The following is a 21295-nucleotide window of genomic DNA, read 5'->3' as shown; positions in this document are numbered from 1 at the left end:
GTCAATCACGAACAGGTTACAAACTTAGACTAATTTTAAGTCGCAAACTAAGGTCCGTGGCGTGGCACCGAAGCGCACCACCGTCCGCGACCTGCGTCGGCAGAACCGCTCGACCCTCCTGTCGACGCTGTTCTTCGACGGGCCTCTGAGCAGGTTCGAGCTGTCCCGGCTGTCCGGGCTGTCGGCGGCGACGGTGTCCAACGTGACCGGCGAGCTGGTCGACGACGGGCTCGTGGTCGAAGCCGGCTCGGTGGACTCGGACGGTGGCCGGCCGCGCGTGCTGCTGCGCGTCAACCCCGCGTTCGCGCACGTCGTCGGGGTCGACGTCGGCGAGACCGGGATCAAGGTCGAGCTGTTCGACCTGGCGCTGACCCAGGTGGCCGCCCTCGACCACGCCCTGTCGCCGTCCTCGCCCGCGGCCGTCGCGTCGTTGATCGCGTCGTCGGTCCGGGACGTGGTCGCCGCGGCGGGCGTGCCGGCGTCGACCGTGCTCGGGGTCGGGATCGGTGTTCCGGGCACGGTGGAGCAGGGCCCCACGGCGGTCGTGCACGCGCCCACCATCGGCTGGGACGGCGTGCGGCTCGAGGAGCTGGTCGCCGCCGCGTCGGAGTCCGCCTGGCCGCTGTACGTGGAGAACGGGGCGAAGACGCAGGGGCAGGCCGAGATGTGGTTCGGCGCGGGACAGGGCGCCAAGCACGTCGTCATAGCCCTCATCGGCTCCGGCGTCGGCGCGGCCGTCGTCACCGACGGCGGGGTGTACCGGGGCGCCACCAGCTCGGCCGGCGAGTGGGGGCACACGACCATCGTCTACGGCGGCCGGCCGTGCCGGTGCGGGGCTCTGGGCTGCCTGGAGGCCTACGTGGGGGCCGAGGGCATCCTCGACCGGTACCGCAAGGCGCGCGGGCGCGAGCTGCCGGACGGCGACGAGCAGTCGACCGTGGCGGCCCTGATCGACGCCGCGTCCCGCTCGAAGACCGCGGCCCGCGTGCTCGACGAGACCGCCGGCTACCTGGGCGCGGGCATCGCGAACCTGGTGAACCTGTTCAACCCCGAGCGCATCGTGCTCGGCGGGTGGGCGGGCCTGGCCCTCGGCTCCCACCAGCTGGACCGGATCGTCGCCGCCACCCGCGCCCACGCCCTGCGCCACCCGTACGAGCAGATCTCGATCGAACTGGGCCGGCTGGGCCCGGACGCCGTCGCCGTGGGCGCCGCCACCCTGCCCGTCGCCGCCCTCTTGGACCGCGCCGCCGACCCGCGCAAGCCGGCCGCGCCCGACCTGGCGGTCGACTTCGGCCTGCCCGACCGCCGCACCCGCGCCTTCTGACCCTCGAGAGTCCAACCCCCACCCCGCGCGAGTCCTACGTTCAGAACACCCGTGTCCTACGTTCAGAACACCCGAGTTGAACACTCAGGTGGTTGACACGGCGACCCGTGTGGCCTGACGCTAGCCGGGAGAGCGCTCTCCGAGGCAAGGGGTTGGGTGTGGACGAGCCGGATCTGGGTCTGCTGGTCGACAAGTTGGACGTGACGCGCAAGGTCCGGCTGCTGACCGGCGCCGCGGGGTGGCGGACGCACGACGAACCGGACATCGGCCTGCGGTCCGTCGTGGTGTCGGACGGGCCGATCGGCGTGCGCGGCCAGAGGTGGGACGAGCGCAGCACGTCGCTGGCCCTGCCCTCCCCCACCGCGCTGGCCGCCACCTGGGACGTCGACCTGGTGCGCCGGCTGGGCGTGCTGCTGGCGGCCGAGGCGCGGCGCAAGGGCGTCGACGTGCTGCTCGCGCCCACCCTCAACCTGCACCGCTCGCCGTTCGCCGGCCGGCACTTCGAGTGCTACTCCGAAGACCCGCTGCTCACCGCGCGCATCGGCGCCGCCTACATCACCGGCGTGCAGAGCGGCGGGGTGGCCGCCACCGCCAAGCACTACGTGGCCAACGACTCCGAGACCGAACGCATGACGCTGGACGCCCACGTCGACGAACGCACCCTGCACGAGGTGTACCTGGTCCCGTTCGAGGCCGCCGTCGAAGCCGGCGTGTGGGTCGTGATGTCGGCCTACAACGGCGTCAACGGCGTCACCATGTCGGAGAACCCGCTGCTCGACGAGCCGTTGAAGGGCTCCTGGGGCTTCGACGGCCTGGTCGTCTCCGACTGGGGCGCGATCCGGTCCACCGCGCCGTCCGCGCTCGCCGCCCAGGACCTCGCCATGCCCGGCCCCGAGAGCCCGTGGAACGACCTGGCCACCGCCGTCGAGAACGGCGAGGTGCCGGAGAGCGCGCTGGACCTGAAGGTCGAACGACTGCTCCGCCTGGCCTCCAGGGTCGGCGCCCTCAACGGCGGCACCGCCCGGAAACCCCAGGTCGACGCCCCCTTGGACCTGCTGCGCGAAGCCGTCGCCGCCGGCACCGTGCTGCTGAGCAACGACGGCGTACTCCCGTTGGCGCCCGGCGTGAAGATCGCCGTCCTCGGCCCCAACGCCGCCACCGCCCGCATCCAGGGCGGCGGCAGCGCGGGCGTCTACCCCGAGTCGGTCGTGTCGTTCGTGGACGGCCTGAAAGAGGTCGCCGAGGTCGTGCACACCGCCGGCGTCCGCCTCCAGGACCGCCCCGCGCCCCTGACCACCGCCAACGCCCGGCACCCGCACCACGGCGAGCCCGGCGTGCTGGTCCGCCTCCTCGACGCCGACGGCGCGGAGGTGTCCGCCGAGCACCGCTTCCTCGGCCGCGTCCTGGAGGTGCCGCTGGTCGACGGCGCCCGCGCCATCGAGGTCCACGCCAAGCTCGACGTGGACGTGACCGGCGAGTGGACGATCTCCGTCGCCGGCTTCGGCCGCCTCACCGTCGACCTGGACGGCACCCGCCTGGTGGACGAAGACGTCCCGCTCGACACCGACGACCCGGCCGTCATCCACCTGACCCCGCCGTACCGGCAGGCCACCGCGCACCTCGAAGCGGGCACCTCGGTCGACCTCGTCGCCCGCCGTGAGCTGCGTGAGAACACCGGCACCGCGACCGTCCTCGCGGCCGACCCGCCACGCCTGAGCGACGCCGACGAACTGGCCCGCGCCGTCGGCCTGGCCCGCACCAGCGACGTCGCCGTGGTCGTCGTCGGCACCACGGACGAGATCGAGAGCGAGGGCTTCGACCGCACGTCACTGGCCCTGCCGGGACGCCAGGACGAGCTGGTGCGCGCGGTCCGCGCGGTGAACGACCGGACGGTGGTCGTCGTCAACTCCGGCGGCCCGGTCGAGCTGCCGTGGCGCGACGAGGTGGCCGCCGTGCTGCTGACCTGGTTCCCGGGCCAGGAAGCCGGCCACGGCCTCGCCGACGTGCTGCTCGGCGTCCGCGAACCGGGCGGCCGGCTACCGACGACCTGGCCCGCCGCGCAGCAGGACGTGCCGGTGTCGAACGTCCGACCGGACCACGGCGTCCTCCGTTACGACGAGGGCCTCCACGTGGGCTACCGCGCCTGGCACCGTGCCGGGACCGCCCCGGCCTACTGGTTCGGCCACGGCCTCGGCTACACCACGTGGGCCTACGAAACCGTCACCGCCACCGAGTCCGGCGTCCGCGTCCGCCTCCGCAACACGGGCAACCGCCCGGGCCGCGAGGTCGTGCAGGTCTACGTGACGCGGCCGACCAGCACGATCGACCGCCCCCACCGCTGGCTGGCCGCCTGGACCACCACCACCGCCGCCCCCGGCGAAACCGTCGAGGCCGACATCGACATCCCCGAACGCGCCTACCAACACTGGACCACCACCGGCTGGACCACCGAACCAGGCCACTTCACCCTCCTCGTCGGCCCCTCCTCCGCCACCACACCCCTCACCCTCCAACACCACCCCTGACCCCCACCCCATCAGACCCGCCACAACCCCACCCAGGCCCGATTTGACATGGGTTCGGGTGCTTTAGAACTCCTAACGCAATGAGTGGTGGCGTTGGAGGCGTCGCCAGCAGATGATCGAGCAGGCGATGCTGAGGAAGGCCTCGTGGATGTCGTCGCGGATCTCCCAGCGGACGCGCAGGCGGCGGAACCAGTGCAGCAGCGCGAGGGTCTGTTCGACCACCCAGCGGTGGACGCCCAGACCCGAGCCGTGTTCGACGCCGCGGCGGGCGATGACCGGCCGGATGCCCTGGGCGCGGAGTTGGCGGCGGTACTTGTCGTGGTCGTAGGCCCGGTCGGCGAACAACCGGCCGGGCCTACGCCGCGGTCGTCCCACCCGTCCACGCACGGGCGGGACGGCGTGGATCAGCGGCATCAACTGGGTGATGTCGTTACGGTTCGCGCCGGTCAACGTCACCGCCAAGGGCACGCCGCCGCCGTCGGTGATCACGTGGTGCTTGGAGCCCGCCCGGGCACGGTCGACCGGGCTCGGCCCGGTTTTGGGCCGCCCTTCACCGCCCTGATCGACGAGGAGTCCACCACCGCCCGAGACCAGTCCAACGCCCCCGCGGCCTGCAACCTCGCCAACAGCAGCTCGTGCAGCCGGGACCACACCCCTGCGGCGTTCCAGTCCCGCAACCGCCGCCAACACGTCATGCCCGACCCGTAGCCCAGCTCCTGGGGCAGGAACTCCCACTGGATGCCCGTGTAGAGCACGAACAGGATGCCGCACAACGCCTTGCGATCGTCCAACCGCCTACGACCGGGATACCGGAACCGCCGCTCGACCTTCGGCAACAGCGGTTCGATCAACTCCCACAGCTCGTCCTCGACCTCCCACGGCCGACGCCGGGCCACACCAACCTCCCACCGGACCAACACCACATCCGACAAGATCACAGCATACCCAAGATCATTCTGTTAGGAGTTCTTAGGCTGGACGAAGCCGGCAGGCCCGGCGGGACGCTTTACCCCGCCGGGCCTGCCGGCTTCGTCCTGCCTGGAGCACCCGTAAGGGCCCCATGTCAAATCGAACCCCACCACCGAGCCGCACCACAGGTGCCCAACGTCGAACTCACCCCTCACCAACGTTGAACTCACCTCTCACCAACGTTGGACTCTCGCACCCTCACCGTTGGACTCTCGCCACCCTCAACGCTCAACTCGACCAACCGGAACGTAGGACACGCACGTTCTGGACGTAGGACACGCGCGTTCGGAAGGTAGGACACGCGCGAGGAGAGCGCTCTCCGGGACGTGGCAGAATGAGGAGCATGAGCAGATCGCCGACGACCCCGCCGACGTTGGAAGACGTGGCGCGGGTCGCCGGCGTGTCCCGCGCCACCGTCTCCCGCGTCATCAACGGCACCCGCAACGTCGACCGCAAGATCCAGGAGGTCGTCCGCGCCGCCATCGACCAGACGGGCTACGCGCCCAACCGCGCCGCCCGCTCCCTGGTCACGAAGCGCGCGGGGACGATCGCCTTGGTGGTCTCCGGCGCGGGCGAGCCGGGTGACGAGGACGCGTTCGCCGCCCGCGTGTTCTCCGACCCGTTCTTCGGGCGTGTGGCCAGCGGCGTGCTGGGCTTCCTGCGCACGCGTGGCGTGCACCCCGTGCTCATGGTCGCCGACACGGAAGCGGCCCGTGAGGACGTCCTGTCGTTCCTCCGCCAGGGCAGCGCGGACGGGGCGCTGCTCGTCTCGACCCACGCCGAGGACCCGCTGCCCGCCCGCCTGGTCGAAGCCGAGCTGCCGGCCGTGCTGTTCGCGCGCCCGGCCCGGCCGGTGCCGATCAGCTACGTCGACCTCGACCACCAGGCCGGCGCGAAGCTCGCCGCCGACCACCTGGTGGGTCGCGGCTGCACGCAGGTCGCGACGATCGCCGGCCCGTTGGACGTGCCCGCGTCCCAGGATCGGCTGACCGGGTTCCGCGACGCCATGGCGCGGCACGGTTTCCCGTACGTCCCGATCGCCGAGGGCGGGTTCACCTCGGGCAGCGGCGAGGCCGCGATGGAACGGCTGCTGGCCGAGCACCCCGGCATCGACGGCGTGTTCGCGGCCAACGACCTGATGGCGCAGGGCGCGTTGATGGTGCTGCACAAGCACCGCCGGCTCGTGCCGGAGGAGGTCGCGCTGGTGGGTTTCGACGACAGCGGCCCGGCGCTGGCCTGCCGACCGCGGTTGACCACGGTGCGGCAGCCGGTGGAGGACATGGCGGCCGGGATGTCCCGGTTGCTGCTGGACCACGTCGAGGAACCGGGACTGCGCCCCAGGTCCGTCATCTTCGAACCGGCTCTCGTGGTGCGGGACTCCGCCTGAACCGTCGTTGACGTCTTCGCAACATCGGCGTTACGCTCCGAGAGAGCGCTCTCTCAGCGCCTCCGGTGCCACGGAGGCACAGCTCCGGGCCTTCTCGCGGCCCTTACCTCGTCAGGTAGGACAATGAGTTCTCCCCGTTCCCTGTCACGGGTCCTGACCGCCGCGCTGGCACTCGGCCTCGCCGCGGTGCTCAGCCCCGTGATCACCCAGTCCGCGCAGGCCGCCGAGTGCGGCACGACCAACGCCGCGCTGAACCGCCCGGCCACCGCGTCCTCCGTCGAGAACGGCGGCACCCCTGCCGCCGCCGCGGTCGACGGCAACACCGGCACCCGCTGGTCCAGCGCGTTCACCGACCCGCAGTGGGTCCAGGTGGACCTCGGCTCCTCGCAGCAGGTGTGCCGGGTGACGCTGACCTGGGAGGCCGCGTACGGCCGGGCGTTCCAGGTGCAGCTGTCGGACAACGCGTCCACTTGGAACACCGTCTACTCCACCACCACCAGCACCGGTGGCGTGCAGAACCTGACCGTCACGGGCACCGGCCGTTACGTGCGGGTCTACGGCACGGCTCGCGCCACCGGCTACGGCTACTCGTTGTGGGAGCTCGCCGTCAACACCGAGACCACCGGCGGGCCCGTCGTGCCGCCGACCGACCCGCGCAACCCGGACTTCGGCCCGAACGTGCTCGTCTACGGCCCGGGTTACGACCGCGCCGCCATGCAGACGCGGTTGGACCAGATCGCCACCCAGATGAAGACCAACCAGTTCGGCAGCGAGCGCTACGCCGTGCTGTACAAGCCGGGTGTGTACGACGCGGACGTCAACCTCCGCTTCTACACCCAGGTCGCGGGCCTCGGCCTGCGGCCGGACGACGTGCGCCTCAACGGCCACGTGCGCGTCGAGGCCGACTGGCTCCAGCAGGGCGACAACCCGAACAACCTCGGCAACGCGACGCAGAACTTCTGGCGCCAGGCCGAGAACCTGAACGTCAACCTGCCTGCCGGGCAGATCGAGCGGTGGGCCGTGTCGCAGGCCGCGTCCTACCGGCGGATGCACCTCAGCGGCCAGATCCACCTGTGGAACGGCGGCGACGGCTGGGCGTCGGGCGGCCTGATCGTGGACAGCAAGATCGACGGTGTCGCGGTGTCCGGTTCGCAGCAGCAGTTCCTGACCCGCAACAGCAACCTCGCGGGCGGCTGGAGCGGCTCGGTGTGGAACATGGTGTTCGTCGGCACGCAGGGCGCGCCCGCGCAGCACTTCCCGAACCCGTCGCACACCACCGTCGACACCAGCCCGGTCGTGCGCGAGAAGCCGTTCCTGTACTTCGAGAACGGCGAGTACAAGGTGTTCGTCCCGGCGCTGCGGCAGAACGCCCGCGGCACGAGCTGGGAGTCGGGCACCCCGGCCGGCCAGTCGATCTCGCTGGCCGACTTCTTCATCGTCAAGCCCGGCACGCCGGTGGCGACGACGAACGCGGCGCTGGCGCAGGGCAAGCACCTGCTGCTGACGCCCGGCGTGCACCACCTGACCGACACGATCAACGTGACCCGGCCGAACACGGTGGTGCTGGGCCTGGGTCTGGCGACCCTGTCCCCCGACACCGGCAAGGCCGCGATGGCCGTGTCCGATGTGGACGGCGTCAAGCTGGCCGGCTTCCTGATCGACGCCGGTGTGCAGAACTCCCCCGTGCTGCTGCAGCTGGGCCCGACGAACTCGTCGGCCTCGCACGCCGCCAACCCCACCTCGATGCACGACGTGTACCTGCGCGTCGGCGGTCCCCAGGCGGGCAAGGCGACGGTGTCGCTGGAGGTCAACTCCGACAACGTGATCATCGACCACACGTGGGTGTGGCGCGCCGACCACGGCACGGGCCCCACGGGCTGGACCGCCAACACCGGCCGCAACGGCGTCGTCGTCAACGGTGACAACGTGACGGCGTACGGGTTGTTCGTCGAGCACTACCAGCAGTACAACACGGTGTGGAACGGCAACGGCGGCCGCACGTACTTCTACCAGAACGAGCTGCCGTACGACCCGCCGAACCAGGCCGCGTGGATGAACGGCTCGCAGCTCGGCTGGGCCGGCTACAAGGTCGCCGACAGCGTGACGACCCACGAGGCGTGGGGCATGGGCGTGTACTCGTTCAACCAGGCCGACCCGAGCATCCGCACGGCCAACGGCTTCGAGGTGCCCAACAAGCCCGGCGTGCGGTTGCACGACCTGGTGACGGTCTCGCTCGGCGGTGTCGGCACGATCGACAACGTCGTGAACGGCATCGGCGGCGCGGCGAACATGGCCACGCAGCAGCGTTACGTGGTCAACTACCCGTGACCCCGTGACCCCGTGACCCGGTGACCGCGTGACCGCGTGACCGGACCGCCCCGTCGAGGCCCTCGTCCTCGGCGGGGCGGTCCGCTTTCAGCTGAAGGGTGTCGCTCGCGCGAGCGGTCCGCGTCGCGCGAAGAGGCCGCGGGCGCCGTGCTGGAACGTAACGTGACGCGTCGCACCGGGGACCGGGCCGACGCGAGGCGCTAGCCGGCCGACAGCGGCACGGAGTTCGTCGGTAGGCGCACCGTGCGCAGGAACGCGGGCAGCAGCCACGGGCGGCGGCCGGTGATGCGCAGTTTGCCCGTCAGGACGGCGCGGGCGCGGCTGACGCGGCCGAACAGGACCAGGTTCAGCACGGCCGGGTCGAAGCTCAGGCGCACGTCGACCGGTTCGCCCGGCTCGCCGACCGTGACCCGGCCCCGGTGCAGGACGATCGTCACCGGGGTCGTGTGGGGGGACCGGAAGGCGACGGCGATCCGGCGGTCGCCGGGCGGTTGGCCGTCGAGCACGCTGCCCACGTCGTTGCGCATCATGCCGACCAGGAACAGCTCGAAGAACAGCGCGGCCTCGCCCGGCGGGACGGACCACGGCGTGCCGACGCCGCGCGCGATGTCCCAGCCGTGGATCAGCAGTTCGTTGACGAGGTGGGCCAGCACGCCCGCGACCGGCACCTTGGACGCGCCCAGCCACGGCACCGTCCGCTCCGGGTCGGTCCCCGCCGTCCGGTCCAGGATCGTGGCCACCATCGACCGCAGCATCGCGGCCAGGGCGGCGGGGTCGCGCTCGGTGAACCGCCGCAGCGCCAGGTCGTTCAGGTCGGCGACGGTGTCCACCGTGACGGTGGGGATGCGCGCGGCCAGCGCCGGGTCGGTCAGCTCGGCGCCGCCCGGCACCAGCAACGTGGTGTAGATCGAGGCGATGGCGACGACGTGCGCCGCCGTGTCGGCCACCGTCCAGTCGGGGGTGGCGAGCGCGTCCGGGTCCGACGCGGCGACGAGGTCCGCGAACCGCCCCGTCACGTCGGACAGCACGTCCCGCACCACCGGCCACTGCTGGGAAACCACGGCACCCCCCAAGTCGCTCGACCGGACGATAACAGCGTTTCAACGCTGCCGGCTACCGATCGCCCGAGCCGGCTACACCGGGGCCGACCGTCGTTGCGGCGCCCGGTAGGCCCAGTCCCACACCGTCTCCACCGGTCCCCGCTCGAACCGCCCCATCCACCACGACGCGCCCCCCAGCAGCAAGGCGGCGACCAGCAGCCACACGGCCCCGGTGAACCACGGGCCGAGGTGTCCCCAGCGGCGGGCCAGGCCGAGGCCCCAGTCGTAGCAGAGCGCGGACGCGAGCACGTTCTGCCCGACGTAGCAGCTCAACGCCGACCGGCCGACCGCGGTGAGGCCACGACGCACCGGCCCCGCCTCGGCCCGCATCCGGTGCACCAGCGACGCGATCCCGCCGAGCAGCCCGAACGCGACCAGCGGCGCGCACACGTACCGGTCGACGGCGAACCAGTCCGCGCCGGCCAGCGTGGTGGCGACGTTCGCCGGCACGCCGACCCCGAGGCCCCACGCCACCAGCCGCCGGCGGATGCCGGCGCCGCGCGCGGAGTCCTCCAACGCGCCCGCCGCGAACAGCCGCGCGCCCGCCAGGAACAGCAGGGCGCTCAACGGCAGCACCAGGAAACCCTCGGCCCGGAAGACCGCGAAGTGCTCGACCCGCGCCTGCACGCCGCCCCACCAGCTGTCCGTGGCCACCGCGAACCCCGGGTCGCCGACGGTCGTGGCGCCGCTCAGCAGCGCTGCCGTGATCAGCCCGACGACCGCCGCGTTCAGCGCGCCCATCGCGACCATCCAGCCGACCTGGACCCGGCCGCCGCGCCCCACCAGGTAGGCGACCAGCACGGACACCACCGCGTAGAACATCAGCACGTCGAACTCGAAGACCAGCACGTAGTGCAGCACGCCCTCGACCAGCAGCAGCGCCGAGCGCCACAGGTACCAGCCGGGCCAGCGCCGACCCCGCCGCACGGCCGAGCGGTGCTGGATCGCCAGGCCGATGCCGAACATGATCGACAGCAGGCCCAGGAACTTCCCGTTGCTGACCACCTGGAGCAACGCCGTCGCGGTGTCGCCCGCTCCCGAGCCGAAGTCGGCCAGGAAGCCCGTCACGCCCCGCGGGTGCGTGAAGGCCCACACGTTGGTCCCGAACGTCCCCAGGATCGCCACACCGCGCAGCACGTCCAGCGCCACGATTCGCCCGCCCATGACCCTCCTCCCCGAACTGCTCGCCGTCCGAACGTAGGACGGGGGGCGGTCCGCGGTCGTCGGCCGAAGGTGCCCGACCCCGTCGCACCTTCGGACGATGGCGGCGGCCGAACGGATGACACGGCGACAGCGGATGGTGAGCCCGGTAGGTCACAAGTGCATACCGTGCGCATTTGGCCACGCGAACGTAACCTCGCGCGCCCGGCACGCAACACGCGGTTCATACCTTCTCGGTTCCACCTGCCCGAAAGGAGCCGCCGGTGCGTTCCAGAACCCTCAGCCGCGGACTGCTCGTCCTCCTGCTGCCCGCCCTCCTCGCGACGGCCTGCGTCGACGAGCCCGGCGGCGGCGCGGGGGCCTCCGGTGACGAGATCAAGGTCGGCCTCCTGCACTCCTTGAGCGGGACGATGGCCATCAGCGAGGTGACCGTGCGCGACGCGGAGCTGCTGGCCGTCGAGGAGATCAACGCCAAGGGCGGTGTGCTGGGCAAGAAGGTCGTGCCGGTCACCGAGGACGGCGCGTCGGACTGGCCCACGTTCGCCGAGAAGGCGCAGAAGCTGATCTCGCAGGACCGGGTGGCGACGGTGTTCGGCGGCTGGACCTCCGCCAGCCGCAAGGCGATGCTGCCGGTGTTCGAGCGCAACAAGGCGCTGCTGTGGTACCCGGTGCAGTACGAGGGGCTGGAGAGCTCGCCGTACATCTTCTACACCGGCGCGACGACGAACCAGCAGATCGTGCCCGCGCTGGACTACCTGGCTTCGCAGGGCAAGAAGAAGATGTTCCTGGTGGGCAGCGACTACGTCTTCCCGCGCACCGCCAACAAGATCATCAAGGCGTACGCCGCCGCCAAGGGCATCGAGGTGCTGGGCGAGGAGTACACGCCGCTGGGCCACACCGAGTACAGCACCCTGGTCAACAAGATCGCCGACGCCGGTCCGGACGCGGTGTTCAACACCCTCAACGGCGACAGCAACGTGGCGTTCTTCAAGCAGCTGCGCGGTTCCGGCCTCACGCCGCAGACCACGCCGGTGGTGTCGGTGAGCGTCGCGGAGGAAGAGGTCAAGGGCATCGGGCCGGAGAACGTGGCCGGGCACCTGGTGGCGTGGAACTACTACCAGACCACCACCACGCCCGCGAACGACGCGTTCGTCAAGGCGTTCAAGGCGAAGTACGGCGCGGACAAGGTGACGTCCGACCCGATGGAAGCCGGCTACAACGCCGTGTACCTGTGGGCGGAGGCGGTGAAGAAGGCGGGCACGACGGAGGTCGAGGCGGTGAGGAAGGCCGCGGGCGGCATCACGATCGAGGCGCCCGAGGGCACCACCACCATCGACGGCGACAACCAGCACGTCGCCAAGACCGCCCGGATCGGCCTGGTACAGGCGGACGGGCAGATCAAGGAGGTGTGGTCCTCCCCCGGCCCGATCAAGCCGGACCCGTACCTGAAGGGCTACGACTGGGCCGGCGGCCTGGGCTGAGCCGGCGACCGGCACGGACGGGAGGCGAGGGGACACATGGGGGCATTGGCGAACCAGCTGCCCATCGGGCTGAGCATCGCCGCGGTGCTGCTGCTCATCGCGCTCGGGCTGACGTTCACGTTCGGCCAGATGGGCGTGATCAACATGGCGCACGGCGAGTTCATCATGGCGGGCGCGTACACCGCGTACCTGTTGCAGGGCTTGACCAGCCAGTCGTTCCTCGTCGCGCTGCCGGTCGCGTTCGCCGTGGCCGGGGTGATGGGGCTGCTGCTGGAGTGGTCGCTGGTCCGGCGGTTCTACGGCCGGCCGCTGGACACGCTGTTGCTGACCTGGGGTGTGAGCCTGGTGCTGCAACAGCTCGCGCGTGACGTCTTCGGCGCGCCGAACGTGCAGGTGACAGCGCCGGGCTGGCTGGTCGGCGGCGTCGACGTGCTCGGCGTGCGGCTGCCCTACAACCGGGTGTTCATCATCGTGCTGGCCGCGGTGTGCGTGGTCGGGGTGTGGCTGTACCTGACCAGGCTGCCCGCCGGGCGCCGGATGCGGGCGGTGGTGCAGGACCGGGAGCTGGCCGCCTACAGCGGCATCGCCACCGGGCGGGTCGACCGGTTCACGTTCCTGCTCGGCTCGGGGCTGGCCGGGGTGGCGGGCGTCGCGCTGACGCTCGTCGGCCCGGTCGGCCCGAGCCTGGGCACCTTCTACATCGTGGACGCGTTCCTGGTCGTGGTCGCGGGTGGGCTCGGCCAGCTGCGCGGCGCGGTGCTGGCGGCGCTCGCCCTCGGGTTCCTCAACAGCTACCTGGAGTTCTGGACGGACGCGAGCCTGGCCAAGGTGCTGGTGTTCGTGGCGATCATCGCGTTCCTCCAGGTCCGGCCGCAGGGCATGTTCGTGCTGAAGGGGAGGGCGTTGGTATGACGTGGGGTCGGATCTCCCTCGTGGCGTGCGTGGTGCTGCTGGCGGTGGCGCCGTTGGCGCTCTCGCCGTTCCGGCTCGGGCTGCTGGCGAAGTACCTGTGCTTCGCGATCGTCGCGGTCGGCATCGCGCTGGCCTGGGGCCGGGGCGGGATGCTGACGCTCGGGCAGGGCGTGTTCTTCGGCCTGGGCGGCTACGCCATGGCCATGTACCTGAAGCTGGAGGAAGCCGGGCCGGGCGGGTTGCCGGACTTCATGGTGTGGAGCGGGGTCGAGGAGCTGCCCGCGCTGTGGAAGCCGTTCGGCAACCCGGTGTTCGCGCTGGCGGCGGTGGTGCTCGTGCCGGGTCTGGTCGCGTTCCTGCTGGGGCTGCTGGTGTTCCGGCAGCGGGTGCGCGGCGCGTACTTCGCGATCCTGTCCCAGGCGTTGGCGGCGGCGTTCGTGATCCTGCTGATCGGGCAGCAGGGGCTGACCGGCGGCACGAACGGGATGACGAACTTCAGCCGGTTCTTCGGGCTGGACCTCACCGACCCGAACGGGCAGCGCGCGGTGTACGCGATCACGGCGCTCCTGCTGGGCGCGATGTTCCTGGTGGCGAAGCTGCTGGTGCGCAGCCGGTTCGGGCGGCTGCTGGTGGCCGTGCGCGACGGCGAGGACCGGGTGCGCTTCCTCGGCTACGACCCGGCCGTGGTCAAGACGGTCACGTTCACCGTCTCGGCGGTGATGGCGGGGCTGGCGGGCGCGTTGTTCGTGCCGGTGGTCGGGATCATCTCCCCCGCCCTGCTCGGCATCGTGCCGTCGCTGGAGCTGCTGGTCGGTGTCGCGGTCGGCGGCCGGTTCGTGCTGGCGGGCGCCATCGCCGGGGCCATCGCGGTCAACTACGCCAAGACGCTGTTCAGCGAGGACTTCGCCGAGGGCTGGCTGTACCTGCAGGGCGGGCTGTTCGTGCTCGTGCTGGTGTTCGCGCCCAAGGGCCTGGCCGGTGTCGTCGACTCGCTGCGACACCGCTGGTCCTCCCGCGGAAGCGCCGCTCCGACCCCGGTGGAGGTGGCGGCGTGACGGCGTTGCTGGAGGTGCGCGGCCTGCGCGTGGTGTTCGACGGTTTCGCGGCGATCGACGGGCTGGACCTCACCGTCGAGGAGGGCGAGCTGCGGTTCCTGATCGGGCCGAACGGCGCGGGCAAGACGACGTTGATCGACGTGGTCACCGGGCTGACCAGACCGGCGGCGGGCAGCGTGCGGTTCGGCGGCCAGGAGCTGGTGGGCCGGCGGGAGCACCGGATCGTGCGGATGGGCGTCGGCCGCACGTTCCAGACCGCCACCGTGTTCGAGGAGCTGACCGTGGTGGAGAACCTCGACCTCGCGGACAGCTTCCGGCTGCCGCTGCGGTCGTTGCTGCGCCGGCGGCGCGGGGTGTCCGACGCGGTGGCCTCGGCGTTGGAGACGGCGGAGCTGACCGCGTTGGCCGACAAGCCCGCCGGTGTGCTCTCGCACGGGCAGCGGCAGTGGCTGGAGATCGGGATGCTGCTGGTGCAGCAGCCGAAGCTGCTGCTGTTGGACGAGCCGGTGGCGGGCATGAGCCGGTCGGAGCGTGAGCGCACCGGCGAGCTGCTGCACCGGATCGCGTCGACGCACACGGTGGTCGTGGTGGAGCACGACATGGAGTTCCTGCGCAAGTACGCGCGCAAGGTCACCGTGCTGCACCAGGGCCACGTGCTGCGCGAGGGTTCCGTCACCGAGGTGCAGGAGGACCCCCGGGTGCGCGAGGTGTACCTGGGTCGGGCCAAGGGGAAGGCGGTGACGTGATGCTGTCGGTGTCCGAGGTGGACGCCGCCTACGGGCGGGCGCGGGTGCTGTTCGGCGTGGGGCTGGAGGTGCCCGCGGGGTCGCTGGTGTGCGTGATGGGGCGCAACGGGGTCGGCAAGACGACGTTGCTCAAGACCGTGATGGGCACGCTCACGCCCACGGCCGGCCGGATCACGTTCGACGGGCAGGACATCACCCGGCTGCCGACGCACCTGCGGGTGCGCGCGGGCATGGCGTACGTGCCGCAGGGCCACGTCTCGTTCCCGCAGCTGACCGCCTGGGAGAACCTGCGGGTGACGTTGGAGGCCACCGGGCACCGCGACCCGGCGGCGGTGGACGAGGCGCTGGACGTGTTCCCGGCGCTGCGGGAGTTGCTCAAGCGCCCGGCCGGTTTCCTGTCCGGCGGTCAGCGGCAGCAGTTGGCGATCGCGCGGGCGTTGATCACCCGGCCCCGGCTGCTGCTGCTCGACGAGCCGACGGAGGGCGTCCAGCCGTCCGTGATCGACGAGATCGAGGCGGCGATCGAACGGCTGCACCGGGAGGCGGGCGTGACCGTGCTGCTGGTGGAGCAGTACCTGGACTTCGCGTTGCGGCTGGCCGACAGCTTCGTGGTGCTGGACGCGGGCGAGGTCGTGCACGCGGGCGCGGCGCGGGAGCTGCACGACGAGGAGGTGCGCCGGATGCTGGCCGTCTGACCTACCGCCGCCTGCTCGCGGCCTGGCGGGCGAGCGCGCCCGCGGCCAGGATCAGGATGATCGCCACCAGGCCCCAGCGCCGTTGGTCGCGCAGGACGTTGTTGGTCGGCGCCAACGTCTCCACCCGCCGGTCCGGCACCTCGATGTCGGCCGGTGGTGGGGGCGGCGGAGGCGGCGGCTGCGGGGGTGGCGGGTTCTCCGGCGGCGGGTTCTCCGGCGGCGGTGGGTTCTCCGGCGGGGGCGGCGGGATGTTCGGGGGCGCCGCGGGCTCGGGAGGGACCGTGGTGGTCGTCGTCCGGGCGATGGTGGTGGTCGGCGGCGGGGTCGTGGTCGTCGTGGTGGTGGTCTGCGGGATGGTGGTCGTCGTCTGCGGGATGGTCGTCGTCGTCTTCGTCGTGGGCGGTGTGGTCGTCGTCGTGGGCGGTGTGGTCGTCGTGGTGGTGGGCGGTGTCGTCGTGGTCGTCGTGGGCGGGGTCGTGGTGGTCGTCGTGGGCGGGGTCGTGGTGGTCGTGGGGATGGGGAGGGTCGTCAGGCAGCCCGAGGAGTCGATGGTGTGCAGGGCCGTCCTGGACGAGATCTCCGTGACCACGCCCGAGCCGTCCAGCGCCACCCGCCACAACGTGCTCCGGCCGCCGTTGCTGTTGTTCGTGGCGTACAGCGCGCCGTCCGGGGCCAGGGTCACCGCGCCGTAGCCGCTGCCGCCGGGCAGCCGGCCCGCGCCGGGGACGGCCTCCGTCCTGCCGGTGCGCGGGTCGATGGTGACCACCACGCCGCGGCCGTGCTCGTGCGTGGCGACGCCGTAGAGCAGGCCGTCGTCCGGGTTGACGTCGAAGTCGTCGACCGTCACCCCCTCCCACGGCCACAGCCACGCGTCGTGCACGACGCGGCCGAACGTGGGGCTGCCCGGGTCGATGTCGATCGAGCGCAGCCACGGACCGGCCCGCACGACCAGCTGCTCGTCCACCACCACGCCCGCGGTCGCGTGCCGCAGCAGCGGTGACGGCGACGTCGGCTCGCCGACCACCCGACCGGCGCGGTCGAGGGCGACGAGCCGGCCCCGGTCGTCCAACCCGTACACGAGGTTCTGCTCCGCCGAGAAGCCGATGGCGTTCAACCGCACGTCGAGCGCGTTCAACGAGGTCGTCTCACCGGACGGCAGCCGCACCTGGAAGACGGTCGACGGGCCGTGGGCCCCGGCCTCCACCTGGATGACGGTGCACACGACCTGCGCGAACGCCTCGATCATCCGAATCGCTCCACGGCGGCCTCGAACGCCGCGGGACTGACCCCGGCGCCACCGCCGAACGGGTTCTGCAGCTGGTAGGTGGCGTACAGCAGCAGCGTGATGGTCGCGGCCAGGGTCGCCACGATGAGCACGTGCGTGCGGATGCGCGCCCCGCCGAACAGCAGCGGCAGGCACACGGCGAGCACGCTGCCCGCGATCAGCACGAACCAGACCACCGAGCTGACCCCGCCGCCCGCCGCGTCCAGCCGCTCCTGCCTGGCCTGGTACACCTGCCAGAGCTGGTTCGCGGCCTCGACCTTGCGGTCGACCTGCCACTCGTCGGTGGTGGGCGCCTCGGCCACGACCCGGCGCAGCTCGTCGAGCTGCGACCAGCCCGCCGACTCGAACGAGGTGCCCGCCGTCATGCCCGGCCACTCGTCGTCGATCACCGTGACGGCGTAGTCGCGGGACAGGTCGCGCACCTTCGCGCCGATCTCCGGGGACAGCGAGTCGCTCGCCCAGGTGGCGGCCACCAGGCCGTCCGCCTCGCGGTAGGAGGCGTCACCGGCCTGCGTGACGGCGTCGAACAGGGCGATGAGCACGAACGCCACCAGGACCGCGTGCAGGCCGCCCACGATCGTGAAGACCTGACCCGCGGACTCGTTGTTCGCCGAGCGACCTTCCAGCTCGCCGTACTTGCGGATCAGGTACGCCATGACGGCGGCCACGACGGCGGCGCCGCCGACCCACAGCAGACCTGTGAGGTAAATGCTCATCGACACCCTTTCGTCACTCGGGATGAATTCCACAGATCCGCCGATTCACTCATCAGAAAGCTAGTGATCGACCCGATCCGGTGAGAAGTGCGTTCATCCGAGTGCCGGCAAACCCCAAGCTGTCAGGTGACACGGTCACCCCTTACCACCAGCGTCGCCAGTCGGAAGCCGCGAAAATGCGGCGAAATCCAGCTCATCGAGTTAATTGGCTAGCCCGATCGAGTTGTTTGGATCGCGACTGTCAGTCGCGGGATGGGAAATCCTCCGCTCAGCCGGCGAACAGCAGTGCCAAGCCACCCGAGGTGTAGGCGACCATGAGCGCCAACAGCGGCGCCTGGCCGGTCAGGTGCCGGGCGGGCGGCAGCAGCCGCAACGCGCGGTCGTGCGCGGCCACCACGGCCAGCAGGTGCCCGGCGAGCACCGCCCCGAGCTGCACCGACGCCACCAGGGCCGGCGCCGCGAGCGTGTCGTCGGGCGTGAAGCCGCCGACCCCGAACAGCAGTGCGACGGCCCGCTGCCCCTCCACGGCCAGCAGCGAGAAGTAGTGCGCCACCACGTACCCGGCGACGATCGGCGCCATCGAGTGGGCGAGCTGCCCGCCGAACGGGCGGCAGGCCCACAGGTAGCTGCCCGCGACCAGCGCCACGGTCGCCGCCAGCCCCGCCGAGTCCGGCACGGACAGGCGTTCCCAGGCGGGGGTGGAGCCGAGGCTGTCGAACGCGGTCGAGCCGAGCAGCACCGCCACCACCGCGACCAGGCCGGGCCGGACGGGCGTGGCGACGAGCGCGCGGAACGGGTTGCCTCGCAGCGGCGACAGCCGGCCCACCAGCGTCGAGAACACCTCGAACCCGTCGGCCCGCTCGAACCACGTGCCGCCGAACACCACGCCGCCGGCCGCGTTCACCACCGCGTGGACCACCAGGAACCACGGCAGCGCGGCCGGTGACACCAGCTCCACCCAGGTGAACGCGAGCAGGCCGAGCGCGGCGGGCCAGTGGCCGAGCCGTTCGGGGTACGCGCGGCCGAGCGTGACGCGGGCGGCCAGGCGCAGCGGGTTGACCGCCCGCCACACCGGGCCGAACAGCACCGACAGCACCGGCACGCCCACCCACAGCAGCACGAACACCAGGTGCGGCCACGCCGGCGCGGGCACGAGCGCCAACCCGGCCGCGACCAGCAGCCGCACCGGCCACCGGTCGCGGTCGGGACGCGGCTCGGCGGCGTCGAACCGGGGCTTCGTCCACAGCAGGCCCAGGGCCAGGAACGAGGCCAGCAGCGCGACCGCCGCGCCCTGCAGCACCAGGTCGAGGGGGAGCGGCAGGTCGTGCCGAGCGCCGACCCCGTGGGCGAGGACCGTCACCGCACGACCAGTCGCACGAGCAGCGTGTCGGGGTGCGCCTCCACGTCGAACGTGCCGGTCCGCGCCAGGGTGAACGCCAGCACGGCGGGTTTCCCCCGCTCCGCCCTGGCCAGCACGTCGACGCCGTGCACGTGCACGTCCACCGGCTCCTCGCTGGTGACGGTCAGCTCGACGGCCTGCCCGCGCACCGCTTCCACCGTCTGCGGCGAGGCCTGGTCGACCGACAGGGCGAGCACCAGCGGGTCGGCGGCGGGCGGTGCGGCTTCGGGCCCGGACGAGCAGCCCGCCAGCACGAGCAGCGCGAGCACCAGGGCGTGAACGGTCTTCATGTGGTCGGGCCAGTCCTTCTCAGGTAGTCGAACCCGCCGGCGGCGAGGCCGAGCCCGCCGCCCAGGGTGAGTGCCACGAGCAACCGGTCCAGGTCGGCCGGACCGGCGAACGGCAGCTGGGAGAACCGGAAGCTGTCGAAGTCCGGTATGCCCGCCACCACCAGCATCGCGCCCACGACGGCCGCCACGAACGCCGTCGCGGGCCTGCGCCGCACCGCCGCCACCGCGGCGACCGCGCTCAGCGGCCACGCCACCAGGCCGACGCCGCTCGCGCCGAGCAGCAGCGGCACGAACGACCCGCCCGTCACGGCGAGCGCCGAGCCGACCGCGTGCCACGCGTGCGCGGCCGTCACCACGACGACGCCCGCGCCGAGCAGCGCCCGCCTGCGGCCCAGGAGGTGGCCGCCCGCGGCGAGCGCGACCGTGATCAGCAGCCACCACAACGGGTTCGGCCCCGGTGCGACGTCGACCCGGCCCTCGATCACCGACCGGTCGAGCGGCACTTCCCACCGCGACGCGGTGGTGCGCTCGTCGCGGAAGCGGTAGGTCTCGCCCGGCCCGATCACGTGGTCGGCCGCCCGGTCGCCGCCGCCGACGGTGACCGGGACGTCGCCCCCGTTGCGGACTTCGAGCTGCGAGCCGTGGTTGACCATCGCCGCCGTGACGCCGGGCAGCGGCGGTGCGATCCCGGTGACCCGGCTCAGGTGGTCCTGCGGCGTGAGGCCGCCCGCGTGCGCGTGAGCCGGGCCGGCGGTGGCGGTCAGCAGGACGAGCGCCGCCAGCAGCGCCCTCACCGACGGGCGGTCGGCACGAGCACCACCGCCATCAGCACGGCGTGCAGCGCGGCCATGACCGGCGCGCCGGTCCACATCTCGGTGACGCTCGGCGTCGTGCCCTGGTCGATGATCGCCGTCGCGAAGAACACCGCCCACGTGGCGAAGGAGGCCGCACCGGCGAAGATCCGGTACTCCTTGACCCGGTCCTCCGACGGGCGCAGCTTCAGCACCAGCACGTCGATGAGGACGCCGGAGACGATGAACCCGATCGCGGTGCTGATGTTCTCGTAGTCGGCCACCGCGGTGCTGAGCAGCATCACCACGAACGCGAGCAGGGTCGCCGCGCCGAACGGCAGCCGGAACCGGCGCACGGCCAGCAGCAGCGGCACGATCATGATCAGGTTGGTGACCATGACCGAGGCGGCCAGCTCGGCGGCCCGGCCGATGCCGTTGGCGCCCTTCTCGAAGCTGAACGCTCTGATCACCTGCTCGCCGGTGAACACGGTCGCGTCGGCGTACCCGGCGAACAGCAGCACCAGCGAGGTGGTGAAGGACAGCGCCAGCCCGGCGGGCAGGAACCGCTTCAGGGACGGGCTCACCACGTCCCGGTCGCTCCACAGCGTGCGCAGCGGCGCGGTCAGGATCAGCACCATCGACGTGATCAGCACCAGGTGGGTCGGGCTGAACAGGATGTCGATGCCCTGCTCGATACCGATGAACGTGTGCCACAGGTAGTCGCCGACACCCGCCGCGGCGAACAGCGGCAGCGCCACCACCGCCGGGCCGTAGCCGACCGGCACCGCGTCCAGGCCGCGCAGGCCCTGCTGGTGGTTGCGCCACAGCACCCAGAGGATCCACGCGCCGGTCGCCGCGAACCCCGAGTAGAACACCGCGTGCCACGGCGTGAAGAACGACTCGAGCTCGGGCACGTTGGAGTGCGCCCACGCGTCGAGGAACAACCCGATCGAGAACCAGGTGCCGAGCAGCACCGTGACCAGGTCCGTGCGGTAGTCGGCGCGGGGACGCCTGCTCGTGGTGAGGCTCCCCGCCGGTTCGTCAACTTCTGCTTCGCGCCCCGGTGTCATGGGACGAGCCTGCTCGCGCCGGGGGTCTGCCCGGAATCGTGCCACCCCCACCGCGTGGTGC

The 21295-nt window shown here is 71.8% G+C and carries 18 protein-coding genes; 9 read left to right on the top strand and 9 right to left on the bottom strand.

Going from position 1 to position 21295, the window contains the following annotated elements; all coding sequences use genetic code 11:
* The first annotated feature begins 61 nt into the window (after positions 1-61).
* Both IOD16_RS08090 and IOD16_RS08085 read left to right on the top strand, forming a co-directional pair.
* Entirely contained in the window at positions 62-1324 is a 1263-nt protein-coding gene (locus IOD16_RS08090; protein ID WP_123742822.1) for an ROK family transcriptional regulator, read from the top strand.
* A gap of 158 nt (positions 1325-1482) precedes the next feature.
* Positions 1483-3849: a glycoside hydrolase family 3 C-terminal domain-containing protein gene (locus IOD16_RS08085; protein ID WP_201439531.1), complete on the top strand. Its 2367-nt coding sequence runs from the start codon at positions 1483-1485 to the stop codon at positions 3847-3849.
* Positions 3850-3921: 72 nt separating this feature from the next.
* Here IOD16_RS08085 and IOD16_RS08080 read toward each other — a convergent pair.
* A protein-coding gene (locus tag IOD16_RS08080) for an IS5 family transposase (RefSeq protein ID WP_201441186.1) occupies positions 3922-4745 on the bottom strand; the annotation gives its coding sequence in 2 pieces (ribosomal slippage) (positions 3922-4391 and positions 4391-4745; 825 coding nt in all).
* 416 nt (positions 4746-5161) lie between these two features.
* On the opposite strand from IOD16_RS08080, the gene IOD16_RS08075 reads away from it, so the two are divergent.
* Both IOD16_RS08075 and IOD16_RS08070 read left to right on the top strand, forming a co-directional pair.
* Positions 5162-6205 carry a LacI family DNA-binding transcriptional regulator gene (locus IOD16_RS08075; RefSeq protein ID WP_201439530.1) on the top strand — a complete coding sequence of 348 codons (1044 nt, stop codon included), beginning with the start codon at positions 5162-5164 and terminating at the stop codon, positions 6203-6205.
* Between the two features lie 123 nt (positions 6206-6328).
* Positions 6329-8533 carry a discoidin domain-containing protein gene (locus IOD16_RS08070; RefSeq protein WP_201439529.1) on the top strand — a complete coding sequence of 735 codons (2205 nt, stop codon included), beginning with the start codon at positions 6329-6331 and terminating at the stop codon, positions 8531-8533.
* Between the two features lie 200 nt (positions 8534-8733).
* On the opposite strand, the gene IOD16_RS08065 is transcribed toward IOD16_RS08070, so the two are convergent.
* Both IOD16_RS08065 and IOD16_RS08060 read right to left on the bottom strand, forming a co-directional pair.
* Complete coding sequence (locus IOD16_RS08065; protein WP_201439528.1) at positions 8734-9594, bottom strand: maleylpyruvate isomerase family mycothiol-dependent enzyme; 861 nt, start codon at positions 9592-9594, stop codon at positions 8734-8736.
* Positions 9595-9666: 72 nt separating this feature from the next.
* Positions 9667-10797 carry a DUF418 domain-containing protein gene (locus IOD16_RS08060; protein ID WP_201439527.1) on the bottom strand — a complete coding sequence of 377 codons (1131 nt, stop codon included), beginning with the start codon at positions 10795-10797 and terminating at the stop codon, positions 9667-9669.
* Positions 10798-11057: 260 nt separating this feature from the next.
* Between IOD16_RS08060 and urtA the strand changes: the two genes are divergently transcribed.
* From urtA to urtE, 5 genes are read left to right on the top strand one after another with little or no spacing between them, the layout of a single operon-like run.
* Positions 11058-12275, top strand: coding sequence for an urea ABC transporter substrate-binding protein (gene urtA, locus IOD16_RS08055; RefSeq protein WP_201439526.1), 1218 nt, complete (start codon positions 11058-11060; stop codon positions 12273-12275).
* 36 nt (positions 12276-12311) lie between these two features.
* Entirely contained in the window at positions 12312-13187 is an 876-nt protein-coding gene (gene urtB / locus IOD16_RS08050) for an urea ABC transporter permease subunit UrtB (RefSeq protein WP_201439525.1), read from the top strand.
* The gene (gene urtC, locus IOD16_RS08045) at positions 13184-14242 is read left to right on the top strand and encodes an urea ABC transporter permease subunit UrtC (RefSeq protein WP_201439524.1); all 1059 of its coding nucleotides are present in this window, start codon (positions 13184-13186) and stop codon (positions 14240-14242) included. Before urtB ends, urtC begins: the two co-directional genes overlap by 4 nt.
* Positions 14239-14988, top strand: a complete 750-nt coding sequence (urtD, locus tag IOD16_RS08040; RefSeq protein ID WP_201439523.1) for an urea ABC transporter ATP-binding protein UrtD — start codon at positions 14239-14241, stop codon at positions 14986-14988. The genes urtC and urtD overlap by 4 nt, the downstream gene beginning before the upstream one ends.
* Positions 14988-15683, top strand: coding sequence for an urea ABC transporter ATP-binding subunit UrtE (urtE, locus tag IOD16_RS08035; protein WP_123747942.1), 696 nt, complete (start codon positions 14988-14990; stop codon positions 15681-15683). The genes urtD and urtE overlap by 1 nt, the downstream gene beginning before the upstream one ends.
* 1 nt (position 15684) lies before the next feature.
* Here urtE and IOD16_RS08030 read toward each other — a convergent pair whose 3' ends face one another.
* From IOD16_RS08030 to IOD16_RS08005, 6 genes are all read right to left on the bottom strand, one after another.
* The gene (locus tag IOD16_RS08030; RefSeq protein ID WP_201439522.1) at positions 15685-16929 is read right to left on the bottom strand and encodes a hypothetical protein; all 1245 of its coding nucleotides are present in this window, start codon (positions 16927-16929) and stop codon (positions 15685-15687) included.
* Positions 16926-17684 (bottom strand): bestrophin-like domain, encoded by a 759-nt coding sequence (locus tag IOD16_RS08025; protein ID WP_201439521.1) that lies wholly within the window; start codon positions 17682-17684, stop codon positions 16926-16928. The genes IOD16_RS08030 and IOD16_RS08025 overlap by 4 nt, the downstream gene beginning before the upstream one ends.
* Positions 17685-17952: 268 nt before the next feature.
* A complete protein-coding gene (locus tag IOD16_RS08020) occupies positions 17953-19044 on the bottom strand; it encodes a hypothetical protein (protein WP_201439520.1) in 1092 nt (363 codons plus the stop codon).
* The gene (locus IOD16_RS08015; protein ID WP_201439519.1) at positions 19041-19373 is read right to left on the bottom strand and encodes a hypothetical protein; all 333 of its coding nucleotides are present in this window, start codon (positions 19371-19373) and stop codon (positions 19041-19043) included. Before IOD16_RS08015 ends, IOD16_RS08020 begins: the two co-directional genes overlap by 4 nt.
* Positions 19370-20167: a hypothetical protein gene (locus tag IOD16_RS08010; RefSeq protein WP_201439518.1), complete on the bottom strand. Its 798-nt coding sequence runs from the start codon at positions 20165-20167 to the stop codon at positions 19370-19372. Before IOD16_RS08010 ends, IOD16_RS08015 begins: the two co-directional genes overlap by 4 nt.
* Positions 20164-21234 carry a hypothetical protein gene (locus tag IOD16_RS08005; RefSeq protein WP_236594821.1) on the bottom strand — a complete coding sequence of 357 codons (1071 nt, stop codon included), beginning with the start codon at positions 21232-21234 and terminating at the stop codon, positions 20164-20166. Before IOD16_RS08005 ends, IOD16_RS08010 begins: the two co-directional genes overlap by 4 nt.
* Positions 21235-21295: the final 61 nt, after the last annotated feature.

Origin of the sequence: Saccharothrix sp. 6-C (assembly GCF_016695385.1) — a bacterium.
Classification (GTDB): Bacteria; Actinomycetota; Actinomycetes; order Mycobacteriales; family Pseudonocardiaceae; genus Actinosynnema; species Actinosynnema texasense.
This window is presented reverse-complemented; position numbering and strand designations above follow the sequence as displayed.

Excerpts from the sequence above, each read along its gene's own strand:
- IOD16_RS08060 (WP_201439527.1), bottom strand. The coding sequence starts at position 10,797 with ATGGGCGGGCGAATCGTGGCGCTGGACGTGCTGCGCGGTGTGGCGATC.
- IOD16_RS08005 (WP_236594821.1), bottom strand. The coding sequence starts at position 21,234 with ATGACACCGGGGCGCGAAGCAGAAGTTGACGAACCGGCGGGGAGCCTC.
- IOD16_RS08070 (WP_201439529.1), top strand. The coding sequence starts at position 6,329 with ATGAGTTCTCCCCGTTCCCTGTCACGGGTCCTGACCGCCGCGCTGGCA.
- urtB (WP_201439525.1), top strand. The coding sequence starts at position 12,312 with ATGGGGGCATTGGCGAACCAGCTGCCCATCGGGCTGAGCATCGCCGCG.
- IOD16_RS08015 (WP_201439519.1), bottom strand. The coding sequence starts at position 19,373 with ATGAAGACCGTTCACGCCCTGGTGCTCGCGCTGCTCGTGCTGGCGGGC.
- IOD16_RS08075 (WP_201439530.1), top strand. The coding sequence starts at position 5,162 with ATGAGCAGATCGCCGACGACCCCGCCGACGTTGGAAGACGTGGCGCGG.
- IOD16_RS08030 (WP_201439522.1), bottom strand. The coding sequence starts at position 16,929 with ATGATCGAGGCGTTCGCGCAGGTCGTGTGCACCGTCATCCAGGTGGAG.
- IOD16_RS08025 (WP_201439521.1), bottom strand. The coding sequence starts at position 17,684 with ATGAGCATTTACCTCACAGGTCTGCTGTGGGTCGGCGGCGCCGCCGTC.
- urtE (WP_123747942.1), top strand. The coding sequence starts at position 14,988 with ATGCTGTCGGTGTCCGAGGTGGACGCCGCCTACGGGCGGGCGCGGGTG.
- urtC (WP_201439524.1), top strand. The coding sequence starts at position 13,184 with ATGACGTGGGGTCGGATCTCCCTCGTGGCGTGCGTGGTGCTGCTGGCG.